Raw genomic sequence first — 14,443 nt, 5'->3', positions numbered from 1 at the left:
GATGGAATGGATGTTGGAGGTTATTTAATTGAAAGTTACAATTAGAGAAGTAGCAAACTATTTAGATCAGGAAATCACGATTGGCGCATGGTTAGCCAATAAGCGTTCTAGCGGGAAAATTGCCTTTTTGCAATTAAGAGATGGAACTGGGTTTATTCAGGGAGTCGTTGTAAAAAATGAAGTTCCTGAAGAAGTTTTTGCAAAAGCAAAATCTATTACGCAAGAAAGTTCACTTTATGTGACAGCTACCGTTCGAAAAGATGAAAGATCACCGCTTGGCTATGAATTGGCAGTGAAAGATATTGAAATCATCCATGAGGCAACTGATTATCCGATTACTCCAAAAGAACATGGAACTGAATTTCTGATGGATCATCGCCACCTATGGCTTCGTTCCCGTAAACAGCACGCGATTATGAAAATCAGAAATGAAATTATCCGGGCCACATATGAGTTTTTTAACAAAGAAGGCTTTGTTAAAGTGGATCCTCCTATTCTTACAGGAAGTGCCCCAGAAGGTACCACTGAATTATTCCATACGAAATATTTTGATGAAGATGCCTATTTGTCCCAAAGCGGTCAATTGTATATGGAGGCCGCTGCTATGGCACTTGGAAAAGTGTTCTCTTTTGGTCCGACTTTCCGTGCGGAAAAATCAAAGACTAGAAAACATTTGATTGAATTCTGGATGATTGAACCGGAGATGGCTTTTTACACGCAAGAGGATAATTTAAGGGTTCAAGAAGAATATGTAAGCTTTATTGTTCAATCTGTTTTGGAGAATTGCCAATTAGAACTGAACACATTGGAACGTGATACGTCAAAACTGGAAAACATCAAAGCACCTTTCCCTCGCATTTCCTACGATGATGCGATTAAACTGTTACACGAAAAAGGGTTCGATGATATAGAGTGGGGCGATGATTTTGGGGCCCCTCACGAAACGGCGATTGCTGAATCCTTTGATAAACCTGTGTTTATCATGAATTATCCGGTAGGGATTAAACCTTTCTATATGCAGCCGCATCCGGACCGCGATGACGTTGTTCTTTGTGCCGACCTGATAGCACCTGAAGGATACGGAGAAATCATTGGAGGCTCAGAAAGAATCCATGATCCAGAGCTCTTAAAACAGAGAATGGAAGAACATAAGCTTCCAGCTGAAAACTATAAGTGGTACTTAGATCTTAGAAAATACGGAAGCGTTCCACACTCCGGATTTGGTCTGGGGCTTGAGCGCACCGTTGCGTGGATTAGCGGGGTAGATCATATCCGTGAAACAATTCCGTTCCCAAGACTGCTCAACCGCTTATATCCATAATAAATTGCCAAAAGGGTCTGCCCCCTTTCGTATTTTACAGATGTATACAGTAAAGTCTTTGTTATTTACTGTATATGTAAGAGAGGGGACTGGCCCTTCCTTTATGCTTTATCCATTATCGTTTCGTCCCGTTCTGATATAATGATCATGAGGTGTCAATCTATGGACCAAAAATCGTTTATTTCGTTTATGCAGGGGGGCTCCGTATTCCTTCCGCTTTATTTTTTGCAGCATTATAAAGATCTCGGTATAAATGAAGCAGAGTTTACCCTGCTTTTGCATCTTCAATCCTTTATTGAAAGAGGGAATACATTTCCGACTTATGAAGAACTGGCGTCCAGGACCACTATGTCAAGCGAGCAATGCACGTATTTGTTAAGAAGGCTTATTCAAAAAGGATTTTTACTTATCCGGAATGGAAAAACAGAAGAAGATATTTTATATGAGCAATATTCTTTAGATCCGCTCTGGGAAAAGCTTTATTTGTTTTTACATCAGGAGAAAAAACAACTGGAAAAGGACGATAAACAAAAGAAAGAAGCTAATCTTTATCAGACCTTTGAGAAAGAATTTGGACGTCCGCTTTCTCCATTTGAAGTTGAAACTCTTTCGATGTGGCTCGACCAGGATCACCAGTCTCCAGAACTTATATTAGCAGCATTAAAAGAAGCTGTATTATCTGCAAAGGTAAACTTTAGATATATTGATCGAATTTTGTTCGAATGGAAGAGAAATGGAATACAAACCCCGCAAGAGGCTGCAGAGCACGGCCGAAAATTTAGACTGTATCAAAAACAAAAGAAAGAACATACCGCTCCAACTTCATCTAAAGAATTGCCATTTTACAACTGGCTTGAGGAAGACTAAAAGAAAGCAGGTGAACAGAATAGAATGTTAACCAAAAAGGAAATTCGGGAATGTTTAGACAGAATAGAAGATATGTTTCCTGACGCACATTGTGAACTGAACCATTCTAATCCCTTTGAATTAGTGATTGCAGTGCTTTTGTCAGCACAGTGTACAGATGTTCTTGTCAATAAAGTAACAGCTCAGCTGTTTAATAAATATAAAAAGCCTGAGGACTACTTAGCCGTTTCTTTAGAAGAACTTCAAAACGACATTCGTTCGATAGGGCTGTATCGGAATAAAGCAAAAAATATCCAAAAACTTTGTTCCATTCTCTTAAATGAATATGATGGACAAGTTCCAACAGACAGAGATGAGCTGACCAAACTGCCAGGCGTGGGCAGAAAGACGGCAAATGTAGTCGTTTCAGTAGCCTTCGGTATTCCAGCGATTGCTGTTGATACTCATGTTGAAAGAGTCTCAAAGCGGCTAGGTATATGCCGCTGGAAAGACTCTGTGCTTGAAGTTGAAAAAACATTGATGAAAAAAGTTCCAAAAGATGAATGGGGGATTACACACCACCGCCTTATTTTTTTTGGAAGATACCATTGTAAAGCTCAAAATCCAAACTGTCCGGAGTGTCCGTTGCTTTCCTTTTGCCGTGAAGGAAAAAAACGTATGAGGGGACTGGAAGAATAGTGACAGAGCTGTTAAATGTTCTCCCTCTGATGAGGCACCCTTTGCTTCTTCCTGATATTACTTGGGAATATGAAGATTCATTACTCGATTGGAAACAGCTACACCCTAGTTTTCGATATGATATTGCCTATCATTATGGCCATCCCGCCATAAAACCTTGGGAAAATCGGGAACCGGCTGTTCAAAGTGTGGTTCAAGAATGGAAGGCTGTTACAGGAGATATCCAAACATTTTTTAAAGACCGAAACAGTGAAGCGGCACTCCCTAATATGGTAAAGGGACTCCAGCTATACACAATGCTTCTATTTTGGGGGAATGGAAAACCTGTAGTACTTCAAGATCTCTTTGCTGCGCTTAATGAACTGAGTATCAAACCTGCTAATATCAAAGACAGGCTTTCATTTATTATGGAAAAACCTACATTGTTTCACTCTTATATTCAGTTGGGAGAACTTTTTAACGAATCCGAAAAGCAATTGATGAAGGACATAGTCGTAGCAAAAATAAAAAGCCAAAGGAAAATCTGATTTTCCTTTGGCTTTTAGTATATTTCCGACACTATCTTCTCATACTTCTTTATTCAATCATGGCTGCTCCGGCTGTTCCACTGAGTCTTCGTCAGGCGGAGGAGGGAAAGGAATAATATCTCCTTCACCGTCACCTTCTCCATCGTCAGGCGGCGGACTGTTTCCATCACCTTCGCCATCACCATCACCATCACCATCATTGCCGCCATTTCCGTTGCCATTACCATTTCCGTTGCCATTACCATTACCTTGTCCAGGTTCTCCCCCATTGCTGCCATTTCCATCGTCAGGGAATAGGTCATCCAAAGGATTATCCTGCTCGGCTTCTGGTATTTCAACGGTTACCTCAGCAGGTTCACTCTTCGTTTCTCCATCCGCAGCTGTAACTCTGAAAGTGTATACCGCACCAGGCATTGCATCCTGCAGTCGCAGATTCTTTTCAGTTGTTGAGGTTAAAGGCTGCATTGGTCCTTGATTCAAGGATACTTCAATATCAAATTGTACTTTTTGATTTTTATTTTTCGTATCATAATCCCAGGTTAAGAGAATTTCATTCGTTTCCTCATCATAGACTGCTGCTAAGTTTGCAACTGCATCTGGGATATCATAAGCTTCAGACACTTCTTTAGGTTCTGTTCCTTTTACAAACCATTCATACACAATTTTATTTTCAGGTGTATATTCACTCGGCAGTTTAGCTGGGGTAGATCCCACCTCAACTGGTGACTCGACCACACTTTTTGGGACGGTAAAGTCTGGTGTATCAACACCTTCATGAACTTTTTGCATGATAGCTTTATAAAGATGACGCGCTATTTTCTGATCATTTCCAGGCTGTACAGGCTGGAAGTAGTTGGAATAACCAGTCCAGATTGCGGTTGTATACTTGGTTGTATAGCCGACCATCCATGAATCTGGCACGGCTCTTCCATCGATACCGTGTTTTTGGCGGTCCTCTTCTGTATAGTTTGTCGTTCCTGTTTTACCAGCCATCGGCAGACCCGGAATTTGAGCAACTGTTGCTGTCCCGTCATAGGCAGGGTCAAATACACTTTTTAACATATCAGAAATCATAAACGCTGTGTAATCTTGCATAACAAGGTCAGATTTTGGCTTTGTTTCGATTTCAGTTCCATCTCTTGACACAATTTTGGTGATTGCATAAGGTTCTGTATATACACCCTCATTTCCAAATGCTGCATATGCACCAGCCATTTGTAGAGGAGATACACCTTTTTCAAGACCACCAATTGCATAGGATTCATAAATTTCATCCTGAAGCGGAAGACCTAGCTGGACCGCAAATTTTTGGGCATTTTCTAAGCCAACCTCTTGTAAGGCTTTGACGGCTGGGATATTTCGGGACATGGCCAATGCCCGTCTAATTGACATTTGTCCATAATAATCATCGTCCCAGTTTCCAACCGGAGTTCCTTTAGAGTAGGTGTAAGGTTCATCAACGATTTGATGATAGGTTGACCATTTCAAATATTCTATGGCTGGACCATAATCCAATATCGGTTTGATAGTTGAACCTGGTTGTCTTTCTAAGTCAGTTGCATAATTGAAACCGCGCTGTACTTCTTGATTTCTGCCGCCACCAATAGCGCGAATCGCGCCGGTTTGCGTATCAAGAAGAGTAATGCCAGCTTGAAATTCCTCATCAGGGTATTCCACAACCTGATTTGTTTCAAGGGCATCATACACAAATTTTTGAGCATTTGGATCTAAGGTTGTATAAATTTTTAATCCATCAGAAAAAATATCATAGTCTGGATATTTTTTTTGCACCTCATCTATTACATAATCGACAAAATCTTCATACGGATCTTTTTCTTCTTCAAGTTTTGGATCTGTTTTTTTAACCATAGCTGCTATTTCAACAGCTTGGGCTTTTTCCATTTCTTCCTTCGTAATGTAGCCATGCTTATTCATTAAATATAAAACCGTATTCCGACGCTGTTTTGCTTCCTCCGGATTTTCAAAAGGATCATAACGGTTTGGACTTTGCGGAAGACCTGCGAGCATGGCTGCCTGGGCTAAAGCGACTTCCTTAGGCGTATCAGCGGAAAGCTGATCTAAAGGCTTCCCAAAATAGTAATTTGAGGCGGTTGCTACGCCATAGATGTTTTCACCCATGAATATCTTATTAAGGTACATCTCAAAAATTTCATCTTTCTCATATTGCTGTTCGAGCTGGAAGGCTAACCACATTTCCTGAACTTTTCGTTCAATCGTCTTTTCTGGAGATAAAAATGAGTTTTTTATAACCTGCTGCGTTATTGTACTGGCCCCTTCAGCTCCAAACCCGTCTGTAATATTAGCGATGACAGCTCCGCCAATCCGGATCACATCAATTCCTTTATGCTTGTAAAATCTTGCATCTTCAGTTGCCAGAAAAGCTTCTTTAACAACATCAGGAATATCTTTAAAGGCAATTACATCCCGTTGCTCTGTACCAATTTCTCTAATCAATGTTCCATCCATTGCATAGACTTCAGAGGAAACAGGATCTTTCAGAAGGGCAGGGTCCAATTCAGGTGCTTGGCTTGCCCAATATGCAAAAACTGAACCGCCGGCAATCATCCCTAGTATACCGATGGCTACAATCCAAAGTGCAATTTTCTTGATTAAACCTTTATTGCTTTCTTTATTTTTCCCCTTTTGAGCGGCAAGCTGCTTTCTTCGTTGTTCGCGACTTTTATATTGTTCACTCATCTTGCTTACCCACCTTTCACTATCCCTGGTTTTTATATTGTGCAGAAGGGATAATCTAAAAAAACAATTTTATCAAGTCAATAGAAATCTGTCTATGATTTTTATATAGTCAATTCTTGGTTGGAAACCAATGGAAATTGAATGACCCACTTCTTTTAGTTCTTCCTTTGAAATAGATTTTCTCCCTCCGTTAGCCATTCGATGCCAAAAGGAAAGCAAATGAATGCCTTCTAATAAAAATAATTCATCTGTTAGACCAAAGCGAATAATGATAAATGTAATTCCTTGCTGCTGTATGACCGCTCTCATATGTTCTATTTGATGTTCATGAACATTTTTCAGTGGAAAAGATGTTTTGTTATTCGTTTCTTTTGCCTCAAAATCTATATATCTACCTTTATAAACTCCGTTATAATCTGTCGTAGAAGGCTGCCGAAAATAAGCTTCTTTAATAACGGCAGAACTTCTTTTTGGATAATCTACTTGAACGATTTGAATAGGCGTCGGCTTTTTATGAATGACAGCTATTCCCGATTGCCGATAGTACTCATTGGTTGCGTTCAGATCCTCCTCAAGGGTCATTCCTCTTTTACCATATTCAATTGGCGAAGTTTCCTTATGGTTTATGTGCGGAACTGTATATCTTTTGCCATTTGGGTATCGAATGTTCAAACCATCCACCTCTCATTTCCATTTCATCATACCAAAGTTTTAATGAAAAGGAATAAAAAGATGTATACTCTTCCAATTTAATAACTATACCCAACAAAATTAAGACAATTATTTAACGATTAGAAATTGGAGAAAGATAGCTCATGAATATATACCCAATCCTGAGAAAAATAAACGATTCACCCAAAACTGTAACAGACGAAGAAATCATTCACCTGATAAGTTATCAAGTGAATCAATCTAACTTGGATAATATCTCCCGCACAAAAGCATATGCTCAATTTTTTCAGAGTCATCCTGAAATAAGATGGGCATTTCTCGCCAGCATGGTTTCCAGAAATACTGGCTGGAATATGTGTGATCTTGAGGGAGAATGGCATCCCAAACTTTTATCTAAGCATTTTAGATACCAATTGTTCCTTACCTATGAAAGAGCAAATTGGCTTATTTTCCAAGATGCCTATCCACAGCTTTTGGTCTACCATTATATGACGAACATTAAGCGTAATTTGTTTCACATTCTCCCTAAATTTAACGTTTCCCAATTTATGGTGCGGGAATGGAGAAATTTTCAGCAAAATAAAGATGAAGAAAGATTATTGTTTGCATTAATCGTGAATGAACAGCATCTTATTCAAAGGCCAGTTATTGATAATCCAATTTTCAAAAAACATGTTTTTAAAACGAAATTGTTTGGGCTGCAGGATTCCTTTCATTATAGCTGCGTTCTTTTCCCGACTAAGTCAGGAAAGCTGTATGGTTCAAGTGTATCCCAATTTAGAAATCACAAAGAAAGGATTAAATTGGGGAAACGGCTCGCATCTATTTTATTTGCTCCTAATTTGCTGCCTGCGTTTTTGGCCTTTTCCAATGAGACAGAACCCACAGGATCAAGGTGGGATTATGAACAATATCAGGGTAAAAAGAAGTTTCGCACCACTCCATTTTTAAGAACGACTTTCCCAGTCATTCATCATACTATTTCGGATACCGATTCTTGTTTATGGGAGAAATATTTTCGTGTGGGCAGAAATTGGAGGTCTGCCGTTCTACCGGATAAAGCGATCGATTTAACAGATTGGTTTGAGGGAAAGCAATATGAAATGAAAGCATTCATTTCAGTCGAGCAAGCTTTTCAATATAGAAAAAAACAAAAAATAAATAGGAGGTAACACCTGCGTGTAACCTCCATAATGTATGAAGTCTGCTTAAGTAGAAGGTTTATCGGGACCATTTAGTTTCGGATTTCCTTTAATAGCACCTTTTCTCCCTTTATTTTCTTCCTTTTTAAGCCGTTGTTGTACACTATCATTTTTACCCATCGTACCGCACCTCCTTTTAATAGGTTTTGTCGAATGAATTAAAAATATGCGATGGGAGAGATTGCAAACGGATAAAAAAATTGTCACTTCCCCACTTTCTTTGCCGCTTTACTTCTAGTTTTGTCATAGGTGAAGGAGTTTTCTAAAACCGGGAAGAATATAGATGACTAAAGAAAAGGAGGATGGAAATTATGATAGCCATTTCTTCAGAAGAGGTCATACATCAGTTATTAGAGATTGAAAAGGAATTAATTGAGCTAGAAGCCTTGTTTGCGGAATCTTATGAGCAAAGAGAGAGAGAATTCATGGAATTAACGAATAAAAGAGTTCAAAAAGCAGAAGGAGATTTACAGGCTGCCCAAGAGCAATTTCAGCAAATTAAAGAGGAGTCATCCAATTTCTTTCCAATACGCAAAAGGGTAGGGTAATCACAAAGCTAGATTTGACCATAATCCTTCAATTATAATAGGAATAGCAATTAATAATGGAAGCAGGAGCATATGTCTCACTGCTTTTTTGTAATGTATTGTGTTTTCCTATTACGGTTAGTGAGGTAGAATAAATTGGAACAGAAATTGTTCGAATTAACAGAAGAGCTATTGCAAAAAAACGATGAAATCAAAGCGATTTTTGCTGATGTAAAAAAGGAGAATCAAGAAAGGGATTTTTATCAGGAAGTAAAACCATTTGCGGATGGTGTAAAAGCATTGCTAGATCAATGGGAGCCCCTATCCATCCAATGGCTGAAACAAAATCCCGTAAAGAATTTGCATCCGCAACAAATTACACATACCGCCGAAAATTTAGATATGATATCGATTCAATGCTTTTTTCCGAAAACAAGTTTAACACGGTTCCGTCATTATGCGGAGTCCGTAGAGTATGTTCTTAAAAATCTGCTGTTTGCCATTCAAAACAAAAGAGAATAATATAATTAGCTTCTTCATTCCCGGTGCCTTATGCACCTCCGCTTCTGCCTAATCATAGTATAAATAGTGGTAGGAAAAGGAGTGGATTGAATATGAAAGCAATACGCAGAATGTCCAGACATCTTCCATATATAAATCAGCAGGGCTATTTTCCTGGCAATACTCAAGTTCCTTTCAATTCTCAGTTTGGAAATAGCTCTAGCCTTTATCCATATTTGCCTAATAATCCAAATTTTGGGTCACATCCCATTCAGCCTGCTGTTCAGCCCTCTAGCATTAACAGTTACCAAGGGGTTTGGCCGAATACAAATTCATATAATCCATATTTGACATATGCTAATCCATCTTATCAGCAGCAGTTATCACCAGATCAATTATTGCAAAACCCGCTTCAGCCCCCTCAACAGAATATGAATCCGTTATTTCAATCTCAGCAAGTTACAACGCCATTTATGAACCCGTATCCAAAACATCAAATGTTTGTAAAACAAAAGCCTGGAGGATCTCTTTTAAACTCATTTAAAAGTCAGGACGGATCTATTGACTTAAACAAAATGATTAACACAGCAGGACAAATGATGCATGCTGTTCAGCAAGTTTCTAGCATGGTAAAAGGGCTAGGCTCTATGTTTAAAGTATAGGGTCAGCCCTTATTTTTTAGTTAATTATTATATAGAGGAAAAAAATAAAAAGAAGCTAATCATGCCTCTTTTCTAAAAATACAGCTTATTCTCCTCCTTCAATTTGTATTCGTTTCCCTTTTTGAGCTGGGATTATTATCGTAAGCAATCCGTTTTCATAGAGTGCCTTTACATTTTCAGGATTAATTGTATGAGGCAAAGATACGGTCCGGCTTGATTTTTGATAAGATGCTCTCCTTTTATAATAATGCTGCTTTGAATCCTCCTTAGTCTCTACTTCAGAGTTATTTATGCTAATTGTCACATAATGATCAAACATTTCAATTTCTAGCTGCTCTTTTTTGATGCCTGGAAGCTCAGCCGTAATGATGTGTTCTGTATCTGTTTCTTCTACATGGACAGGAAAACTCGAAAATCCAAATGGAGCAGGAGTTTTAAAAAACTCATCAATGCTCTGCAAGAAACCTTTTATGGGCCGATTATTAAAAAAATCATTCATCGAAACCATCATTTCCTGAAATGGGTCATTCCCTTTTTTGTTTTTATCCGGATATTTTTGAGACATTGCTGAATTCTCCTTTCCCATAGATTGGTTATGTTTTTTAACATTATATGAGAACAGCTTTCTTAATGTTTCTTTTAAATGTACAGAATCCTCTTTTTTGCGAACGTATTTTCGGTATAATAAGAAGAGGGAGTGAATGAATGATGTTTAAGAAAATGACGATAGATGATGCATTACAATATATAAAAAGCAATAAACAAATCTCTGACAATATTGTTCATTGGAAGAAAATCGAGGGCAGGGGTGCTTCCTATGTACCTATGCCGGACGATCTTCCAGAATCGCTTAAAAATGCATTATGCAAAAGGGGAATTGAGCAGCTGTATTCCCATCAGGGAGAAGCGCTTGCCCTTGCTAGAGCTGGGAGAAGCTTTGTCGCGATTACACCAACCGCATCAGGAAAAACATTGTGCTATAATTTGCCGGTCATTGAGTCTGTTTTAAGGGATCCGCAAACCAGAGCTCTATATTTATTTCCGACAAAGGCACTTGCTCAGGATCAAAAAAATGAATTGCACGAACTCGCAGATGGTGAAGGCCTGCAAATTAACAGTTATACATATGATGGTGATACCTCACCAAGTATCCGGCAAAAAATCAGAAAAGCAGGACATATTGTTATGACAAATCCGGACATGCTCCATTCTGGCATCTTACCTCATCATACAAAGTGGATTTCTTTATTCGAAAACCTGAAATTTGTTGTAATTGATGAGCTTCATACCTATCGCGGAGTGTTTGGGAGTCATGTGGCCAACGTGCTTAGAAGGTTAAAGCGAATTTGCCGTCATTACGGTTCGAATCCTATATTTATATGTACATCTGCTACGATTGCTAATCCTTTAGAGCTGGCAGCCGCTCTGACTGAAGAAAATATCACCTTAGTGGATCGGAACGGTGCGCCAAGCGGTGAAAAAAACTTTATTTTTTATAATCCCCCGATTGTGCATAAAGCTTTAAATATCCGTAAAAGCGCTACATTAGAGGCCCGTTCGCTAGCCGCACAATTATTAAAAGAAAAAATCCAAACAATAGTTTTTGCGAAGAGCAGAGTTCGAGTTGAGATTCTATTTACCTATCTAAAGGAGTTAGTTAAAAATCAGTTGGGGAGTAAGTCTATTCGTGCCTATCGCGGAGGTTATTTGCCTAAAGAAAGAAGAGAGATAGAAAAAGGACTGCGTGACGGTTCAATTTATGGCGTTGTCAGTACCAATGCTTTAGAATTAGGGGTTGATATCGGACAGCTGCAAGCTTGTATCATGACAGGATATCCGGGCACGATTGCCTCGGCATGGCAGCAGGCTGGACGCGCTGGCAGAAGACAAGGTAAAGCACTTGTTATTTATGTCGCAGATAATAATCCGCTTGACCAGTATATTGTACAGCACCCTGAATACTTTTTTCAGACGAACCCTGAGAAAGCATTAATAAACCCTAACAATTTAATCATTCTCGTCGACCATGTAAAATGTGCTGCTTATGAGCTTCCATTTCGAAAGGGTGAGACATTTGGGAACTTTGAAGTTGAGGAAGTACTTGAGTATTTAACAGAAGAGAGGGTACTTCACAGAAATGGAGAAAAATGGTATTGGATGAGTGACTCTTTTCCGGCACATAACATCAGCTTGAGATCTGCATCACAGGAAAATGTAGTAATTATCGATCAAACCAATTACCCTAATCACCGTGTAATTGGTGAAATGGACAGGTTTAGTGCGATGACACTCTTACATGATGAGGCTATTTACCTTCACCAGGGGATTCAGTATCAGGTGGAATATTTAGATTGGGAAGAGAAAAAAGCGTTTGTAAGGGAAGTAAATGTTGATTATTATACAGATGCAAACCTAGCTGTCCAATTAAAGGTGCTAGAAGTTGATAAATTGGAAGTGTACGATGAATTTGAAAAAGGATTTGGGGATGTAACCGTACAAGCGATGGCTACGATTTTTAAAAAGATTAAATTTGAAACGCACGAGAATATCGGATCAGGTCCTATTCATCTGCCAGAAGAAGAGCTTCATACAAGTGCGTGCTGGATCTCAATCCTTCAGGAGAATATCCATAAAGAGGAGCTGGAGCAGGGGCTGGTAGGCGCTGCTCACGCTCTCTCCCATATTATTCCCTTATTTGTTATGTGTGATCGCCATGATATAGTGGTCACGCCACAAGTAAAAGCTTCACATAATGAGAAGCCAACCATTTTTTTCTATGACCGATATCCGGGGGGAATTGGGTTAAGTGAAAAGGTTTATGCACATATGGATCAAATTTTGGCAGAAGCGAAGCAAATGATTTCTGGCTGTTCATGTAATGGCGGATGTCCATCTTGCATTGGTATGGAAACTGAGACCGAAAAAGCAAAATTTAATACGATTCGTTTGTTAGATTCAATTAGGCTTTAATTCTTAGTTTTTAATAGGCTGTTTTCTAAGAGATGGTTTTTTTGACAGATCACAATTTTGGATGAAACTTAACAAGCAGCAGATATACACGAAGACTCCTGCTGGAGAACGGTGTGGGGAGACCCCGCAGGCGCAATGCGCTGAGAAGGCTACCCGCATTGACCGCGGAAAGCGAAGTGTATTTCTACTGCGATGCTGTTAGCAACAAACTATTTGAAAGCATCCATAATATAGGAAGGAGAGACGGGGATGTCGATCAAAGGCAAACTAAATCGATTGAAAAATCATTTGTCGTTAGAATCAGTTCCAAATAAAGAGGAAGCATCCTCGCCAACCTTTCAAATCCCCAGTTTTGATAGCTGGAAGGATCATGGCTTTCGTGTATATGAATCGAAAGGCGGATATTGTTTTGTTAAGAAGAAAACGTACCCCCTCGATTTTCAAATTGGCCGTTACGGTGTAAAAGATTTTCAAAGGGCCGTCCGGATTTGGCAGCAATACAATGGGATTCACCCTCTTTCTGCAAAAGGCTATAAGGAATCAGATTTATTCTTTTTTGATACAGAGTCAACTGGTTTGGGGTCAGGAGCAGGGAATCATCTGTTTATATTGGGGCATGCAAGGATTGAACAGGAGCAGCTTGTTTTAATCCAGCATATTTTACCTGAACCCGGCTTTGAGGTGGCTTTATACGAGAGTTTCTTAAATCAGTGCAATGTGAAGGCTCTAGTAACTTACAATGGTAAGGCTTTTGATTGGCCGCTATTACAAGCTAAACATTCTCTCATTCGAAATGAGGTTGCTAAACTTCCTTCATTTGGACATTTTGATCTATATCATGCATGTAAGCGTCTGTTTAAGCATGAATTGCCTTCCATGAAACTTTCAATAATAGAACAAGAAGTGCTTGAAATTACAAGAGAAGATGATGTTCCAGGATACTTATCAGGTATGATTTATCAGGATTTTCTTGAAAGAAAGGACCCTGAAGGTATTTTTTCATTATGCGAGCATAATGAAAGGGATATTCTTGCACTAATTTCGTTGTACACCCATTTATCTTTTTTGGTGCATCAGCAAACAAAAGCCGTCTCAAGCGTGGCATTTGAAATGGGGAGATGGGAAGCAGCATCCGGAAATGCCAACCATGCAATTAATCAATTACAAATTCTTGCTGATACAGACAATGAATGGAACAGTCAGGCAAAAATTCAGCTTGCAAGTCAATATAAAAAAATAAAGCAAATCGAGGAAGCTATTCCTCTTTGGACTTCATTGGCTGTTCAATCTAGCGGGATTGAAAAAATCAATTCTTGTATCGAACTTGCAAAATGGATGGAGCATACAAAAAAAGACTTTAATGAAGCATTAAAGTTTACCGAAAAAGCACTTGAAGAAGCTGTCGAAAATAAGAAGTTAAACTCAAAAAAACGCAAAAGCTTATATGAGGAATTAATGAAGCGAAAGCTGAGATTATTAAGAAAATTAACGAATTCATTTCCTGGGTAAGCGCAGGATTCTGCTTTTTTTCGCGAAAAAAAAGAGAGAAAAATGTCACAATACGACAAGAGCCTTAAAAGAAATGTAAAAAACATGCAATTGTCACAATGGAAATATCCTTGTAAAATATAGACGGAAGTTTATTAACACCAAGGATGATGACAGATGAAAAAAACCATACTTTTCTTATTTTTTGTTGTTTTATTTTTAACCATCTTTTTATTTACCACATATAAAGAGACCTTCCATGCGGTATTTTAATTAGTATGACAAGTCCCTAAAAAATAGGTGTTTGTAT

General features: G+C 38.8%; 13 protein-coding genes. 10 read left to right on the top strand and 3 right to left on the bottom strand.

Annotated features, from left to right (window positions below; all coding sequences use genetic code 11):
- Window positions 1–28: 28 nt before the first annotated feature.
- The 4 genes from asnS (at window position 29) to MLE14_RS02890 (ending at window position 3,393) form a co-directional block, all read left to right on the top strand.
- Window positions 29–1,321 (top strand): asparagine--tRNA ligase, encoded by a 1,293-nt coding sequence (asnS, locus tag MLE14_RS02905; protein ID WP_243296783.1) that lies wholly within the window; start codon window positions 29–31, stop codon window positions 1,319–1,321.
- A 162-nt stretch (window positions 1,322–1,483) separates the two neighbouring features.
- Window positions 1,484–2,188 carry a DnaD domain-containing protein gene (locus tag MLE14_RS02900; RefSeq protein ID WP_243296780.1) on the top strand — a complete coding sequence of 235 codons (705 nt, stop codon included), beginning with the start codon at window positions 1,484–1,486 and terminating at the stop codon, window positions 2,186–2,188.
- 24 nt (window positions 2,189–2,212) lie between these two features.
- Window positions 2,213–2,866 (top strand): endonuclease III, encoded by a 654-nt coding sequence (gene nth, locus MLE14_RS02895; RefSeq protein ID WP_243296778.1) that lies wholly within the window; start codon window positions 2,213–2,215, stop codon window positions 2,864–2,866.
- Window positions 2,866–3,393: a YpoC family protein gene (locus MLE14_RS02890; RefSeq protein ID WP_243296777.1), complete on the top strand. Its 528-nt coding sequence runs from the start codon at window positions 2,866–2,868 to the stop codon at window positions 3,391–3,393. The genes nth and MLE14_RS02890 overlap by 1 nt, the downstream gene beginning before the upstream one ends.
- A gap of 57 nt (window positions 3,394–3,450) precedes the next feature.
- Here MLE14_RS02890 and MLE14_RS02885 read toward each other — a convergent pair whose 3' ends face one another.
- On the bottom strand, window positions 3,451–6,111 hold the full coding sequence (locus tag MLE14_RS02885; protein WP_243296776.1) for a penicillin-binding protein 1A: 2,661 nt from the start codon (window positions 6,109–6,111) through the stop codon (window positions 3,451–3,453).
- Window positions 6,112–6,183: 72 nt separating this feature from the next.
- Window positions 6,184–6,783, bottom strand: a complete 600-nt coding sequence (recU, locus tag MLE14_RS02880; protein ID WP_243296775.1) for a Holliday junction resolvase RecU — start codon at window positions 6,781–6,783, stop codon at window positions 6,184–6,186.
- Between the two features lie 143 nt (window positions 6,784–6,926).
- Here recU and MLE14_RS02875 point away from each other — a divergent pair, with 143 nt between their 5' ends.
- From MLE14_RS02875 to MLE14_RS02860, 4 genes are all read left to right on the top strand, one after another.
- Entirely contained in the window at window positions 6,927–7,955 is a 1,029-nt protein-coding gene (locus MLE14_RS02875) for a DUF2515 family protein (RefSeq protein WP_243296774.1), read from the top strand.
- A gap of 341 nt (window positions 7,956–8,296) precedes the next feature.
- A complete protein-coding gene (locus MLE14_RS02870) occupies window positions 8,297–8,533 on the top strand; it encodes a hypothetical protein (protein WP_243296773.1) in 237 nt (78 codons plus the stop codon).
- A gap of 135 nt (window positions 8,534–8,668) precedes the next feature.
- Entirely contained in the window at window positions 8,669–9,034 is a 366-nt protein-coding gene (locus MLE14_RS02865; RefSeq protein WP_243296772.1) for a YppE family protein, read from the top strand.
- 92 nt (window positions 9,035–9,126) lie between these two features.
- Window positions 9,127–9,675, top strand: coding sequence for a YppG family protein (locus MLE14_RS02860; protein ID WP_243296771.1), 549 nt, complete (start codon window positions 9,127–9,129; stop codon window positions 9,673–9,675).
- An 85-nt stretch (window positions 9,676–9,760) separates the two neighbouring features.
- On the opposite strand, the gene MLE14_RS02855 is transcribed toward MLE14_RS02860, so the two are convergent.
- Window positions 9,761–10,240, bottom strand: coding sequence for an Hsp20/alpha crystallin family protein (locus MLE14_RS02855; RefSeq protein ID WP_243296770.1), 480 nt, complete (start codon window positions 10,238–10,240; stop codon window positions 9,761–9,763).
- 143 nt (window positions 10,241–10,383) lie between these two features.
- On the opposite strand from MLE14_RS02855, the gene MLE14_RS02850 reads away from it, so the two are divergent.
- On the top strand, window positions 10,384–12,645 hold the full coding sequence (locus MLE14_RS02850; protein ID WP_279326753.1) for a DEAD/DEAH box helicase: 2,262 nt from the start codon (window positions 10,384–10,386) through the stop codon (window positions 12,643–12,645).
- 249 nt (window positions 12,646–12,894) lie between these two features.
- Window positions 12,895–14,154, top strand: a complete 1,260-nt coding sequence (locus tag MLE14_RS02845; RefSeq protein ID WP_243296769.1) for a ribonuclease H-like domain-containing protein — start codon at window positions 12,895–12,897, stop codon at window positions 14,152–14,154.
- Window positions 14,155–14,443 lie beyond the last annotated feature (289 nt).

It is taken from the genome of Bacillus litorisediminis, assembly GCF_022808645.1.
Lineage (GTDB): Bacteria > Bacillota > Bacilli > Bacillales > JC228 > Bacillus_BF > Bacillus_BF litorisediminis.
The sequence above is the reverse complement of the archived record's forward strand: the minus strand, read 5'-3'. Positions and strand labels throughout refer to the sequence as shown.

Bases quoted from the DNA above. Each gene is read 5' to 3' on its own strand.
- MLE14_RS02900 (WP_243296780.1), top strand. From the start codon at position 1,484: ATGGACCAAAAATCGTTTATTTCGTTTATGCAGGGGGGCTCCGTATTC.
- MLE14_RS02875 (WP_243296774.1), top strand. From the start codon at position 6,927: ATGAATATATACCCAATCCTGAGAAAAATAAACGATTCACCCAAAACT.
- MLE14_RS02845 (WP_243296769.1), top strand. From the start codon at position 12,895: ATGTCGATCAAAGGCAAACTAAATCGATTGAAAAATCATTTGTCGTTA.
- MLE14_RS02855 (WP_243296770.1), bottom strand. From the start codon at position 10,240: ATGTCTCAAAAATATCCGGATAAAAACAAAAAAGGGAATGACCCATTT.
- MLE14_RS02885 (WP_243296776.1), bottom strand. From the start codon at position 6,111: ATGAGTGAACAATATAAAAGTCGCGAACAACGAAGAAAGCAGCTTGCC.
- MLE14_RS02850 (WP_279326753.1), top strand. From the start codon at position 10,384: ATGTTTAAGAAAATGACGATAGATGATGCATTACAATATATAAAAAGC.
- MLE14_RS02860 (WP_243296771.1), top strand. From the start codon at position 9,127: ATGAAAGCAATACGCAGAATGTCCAGACATCTTCCATATATAAATCAG.
- MLE14_RS02870 (WP_243296773.1), top strand. From the start codon at position 8,297: ATGATAGCCATTTCTTCAGAAGAGGTCATACATCAGTTATTAGAGATT.
- nth (WP_243296778.1), top strand. From the start codon at position 2,213: ATGTTAACCAAAAAGGAAATTCGGGAATGTTTAGACAGAATAGAAGAT.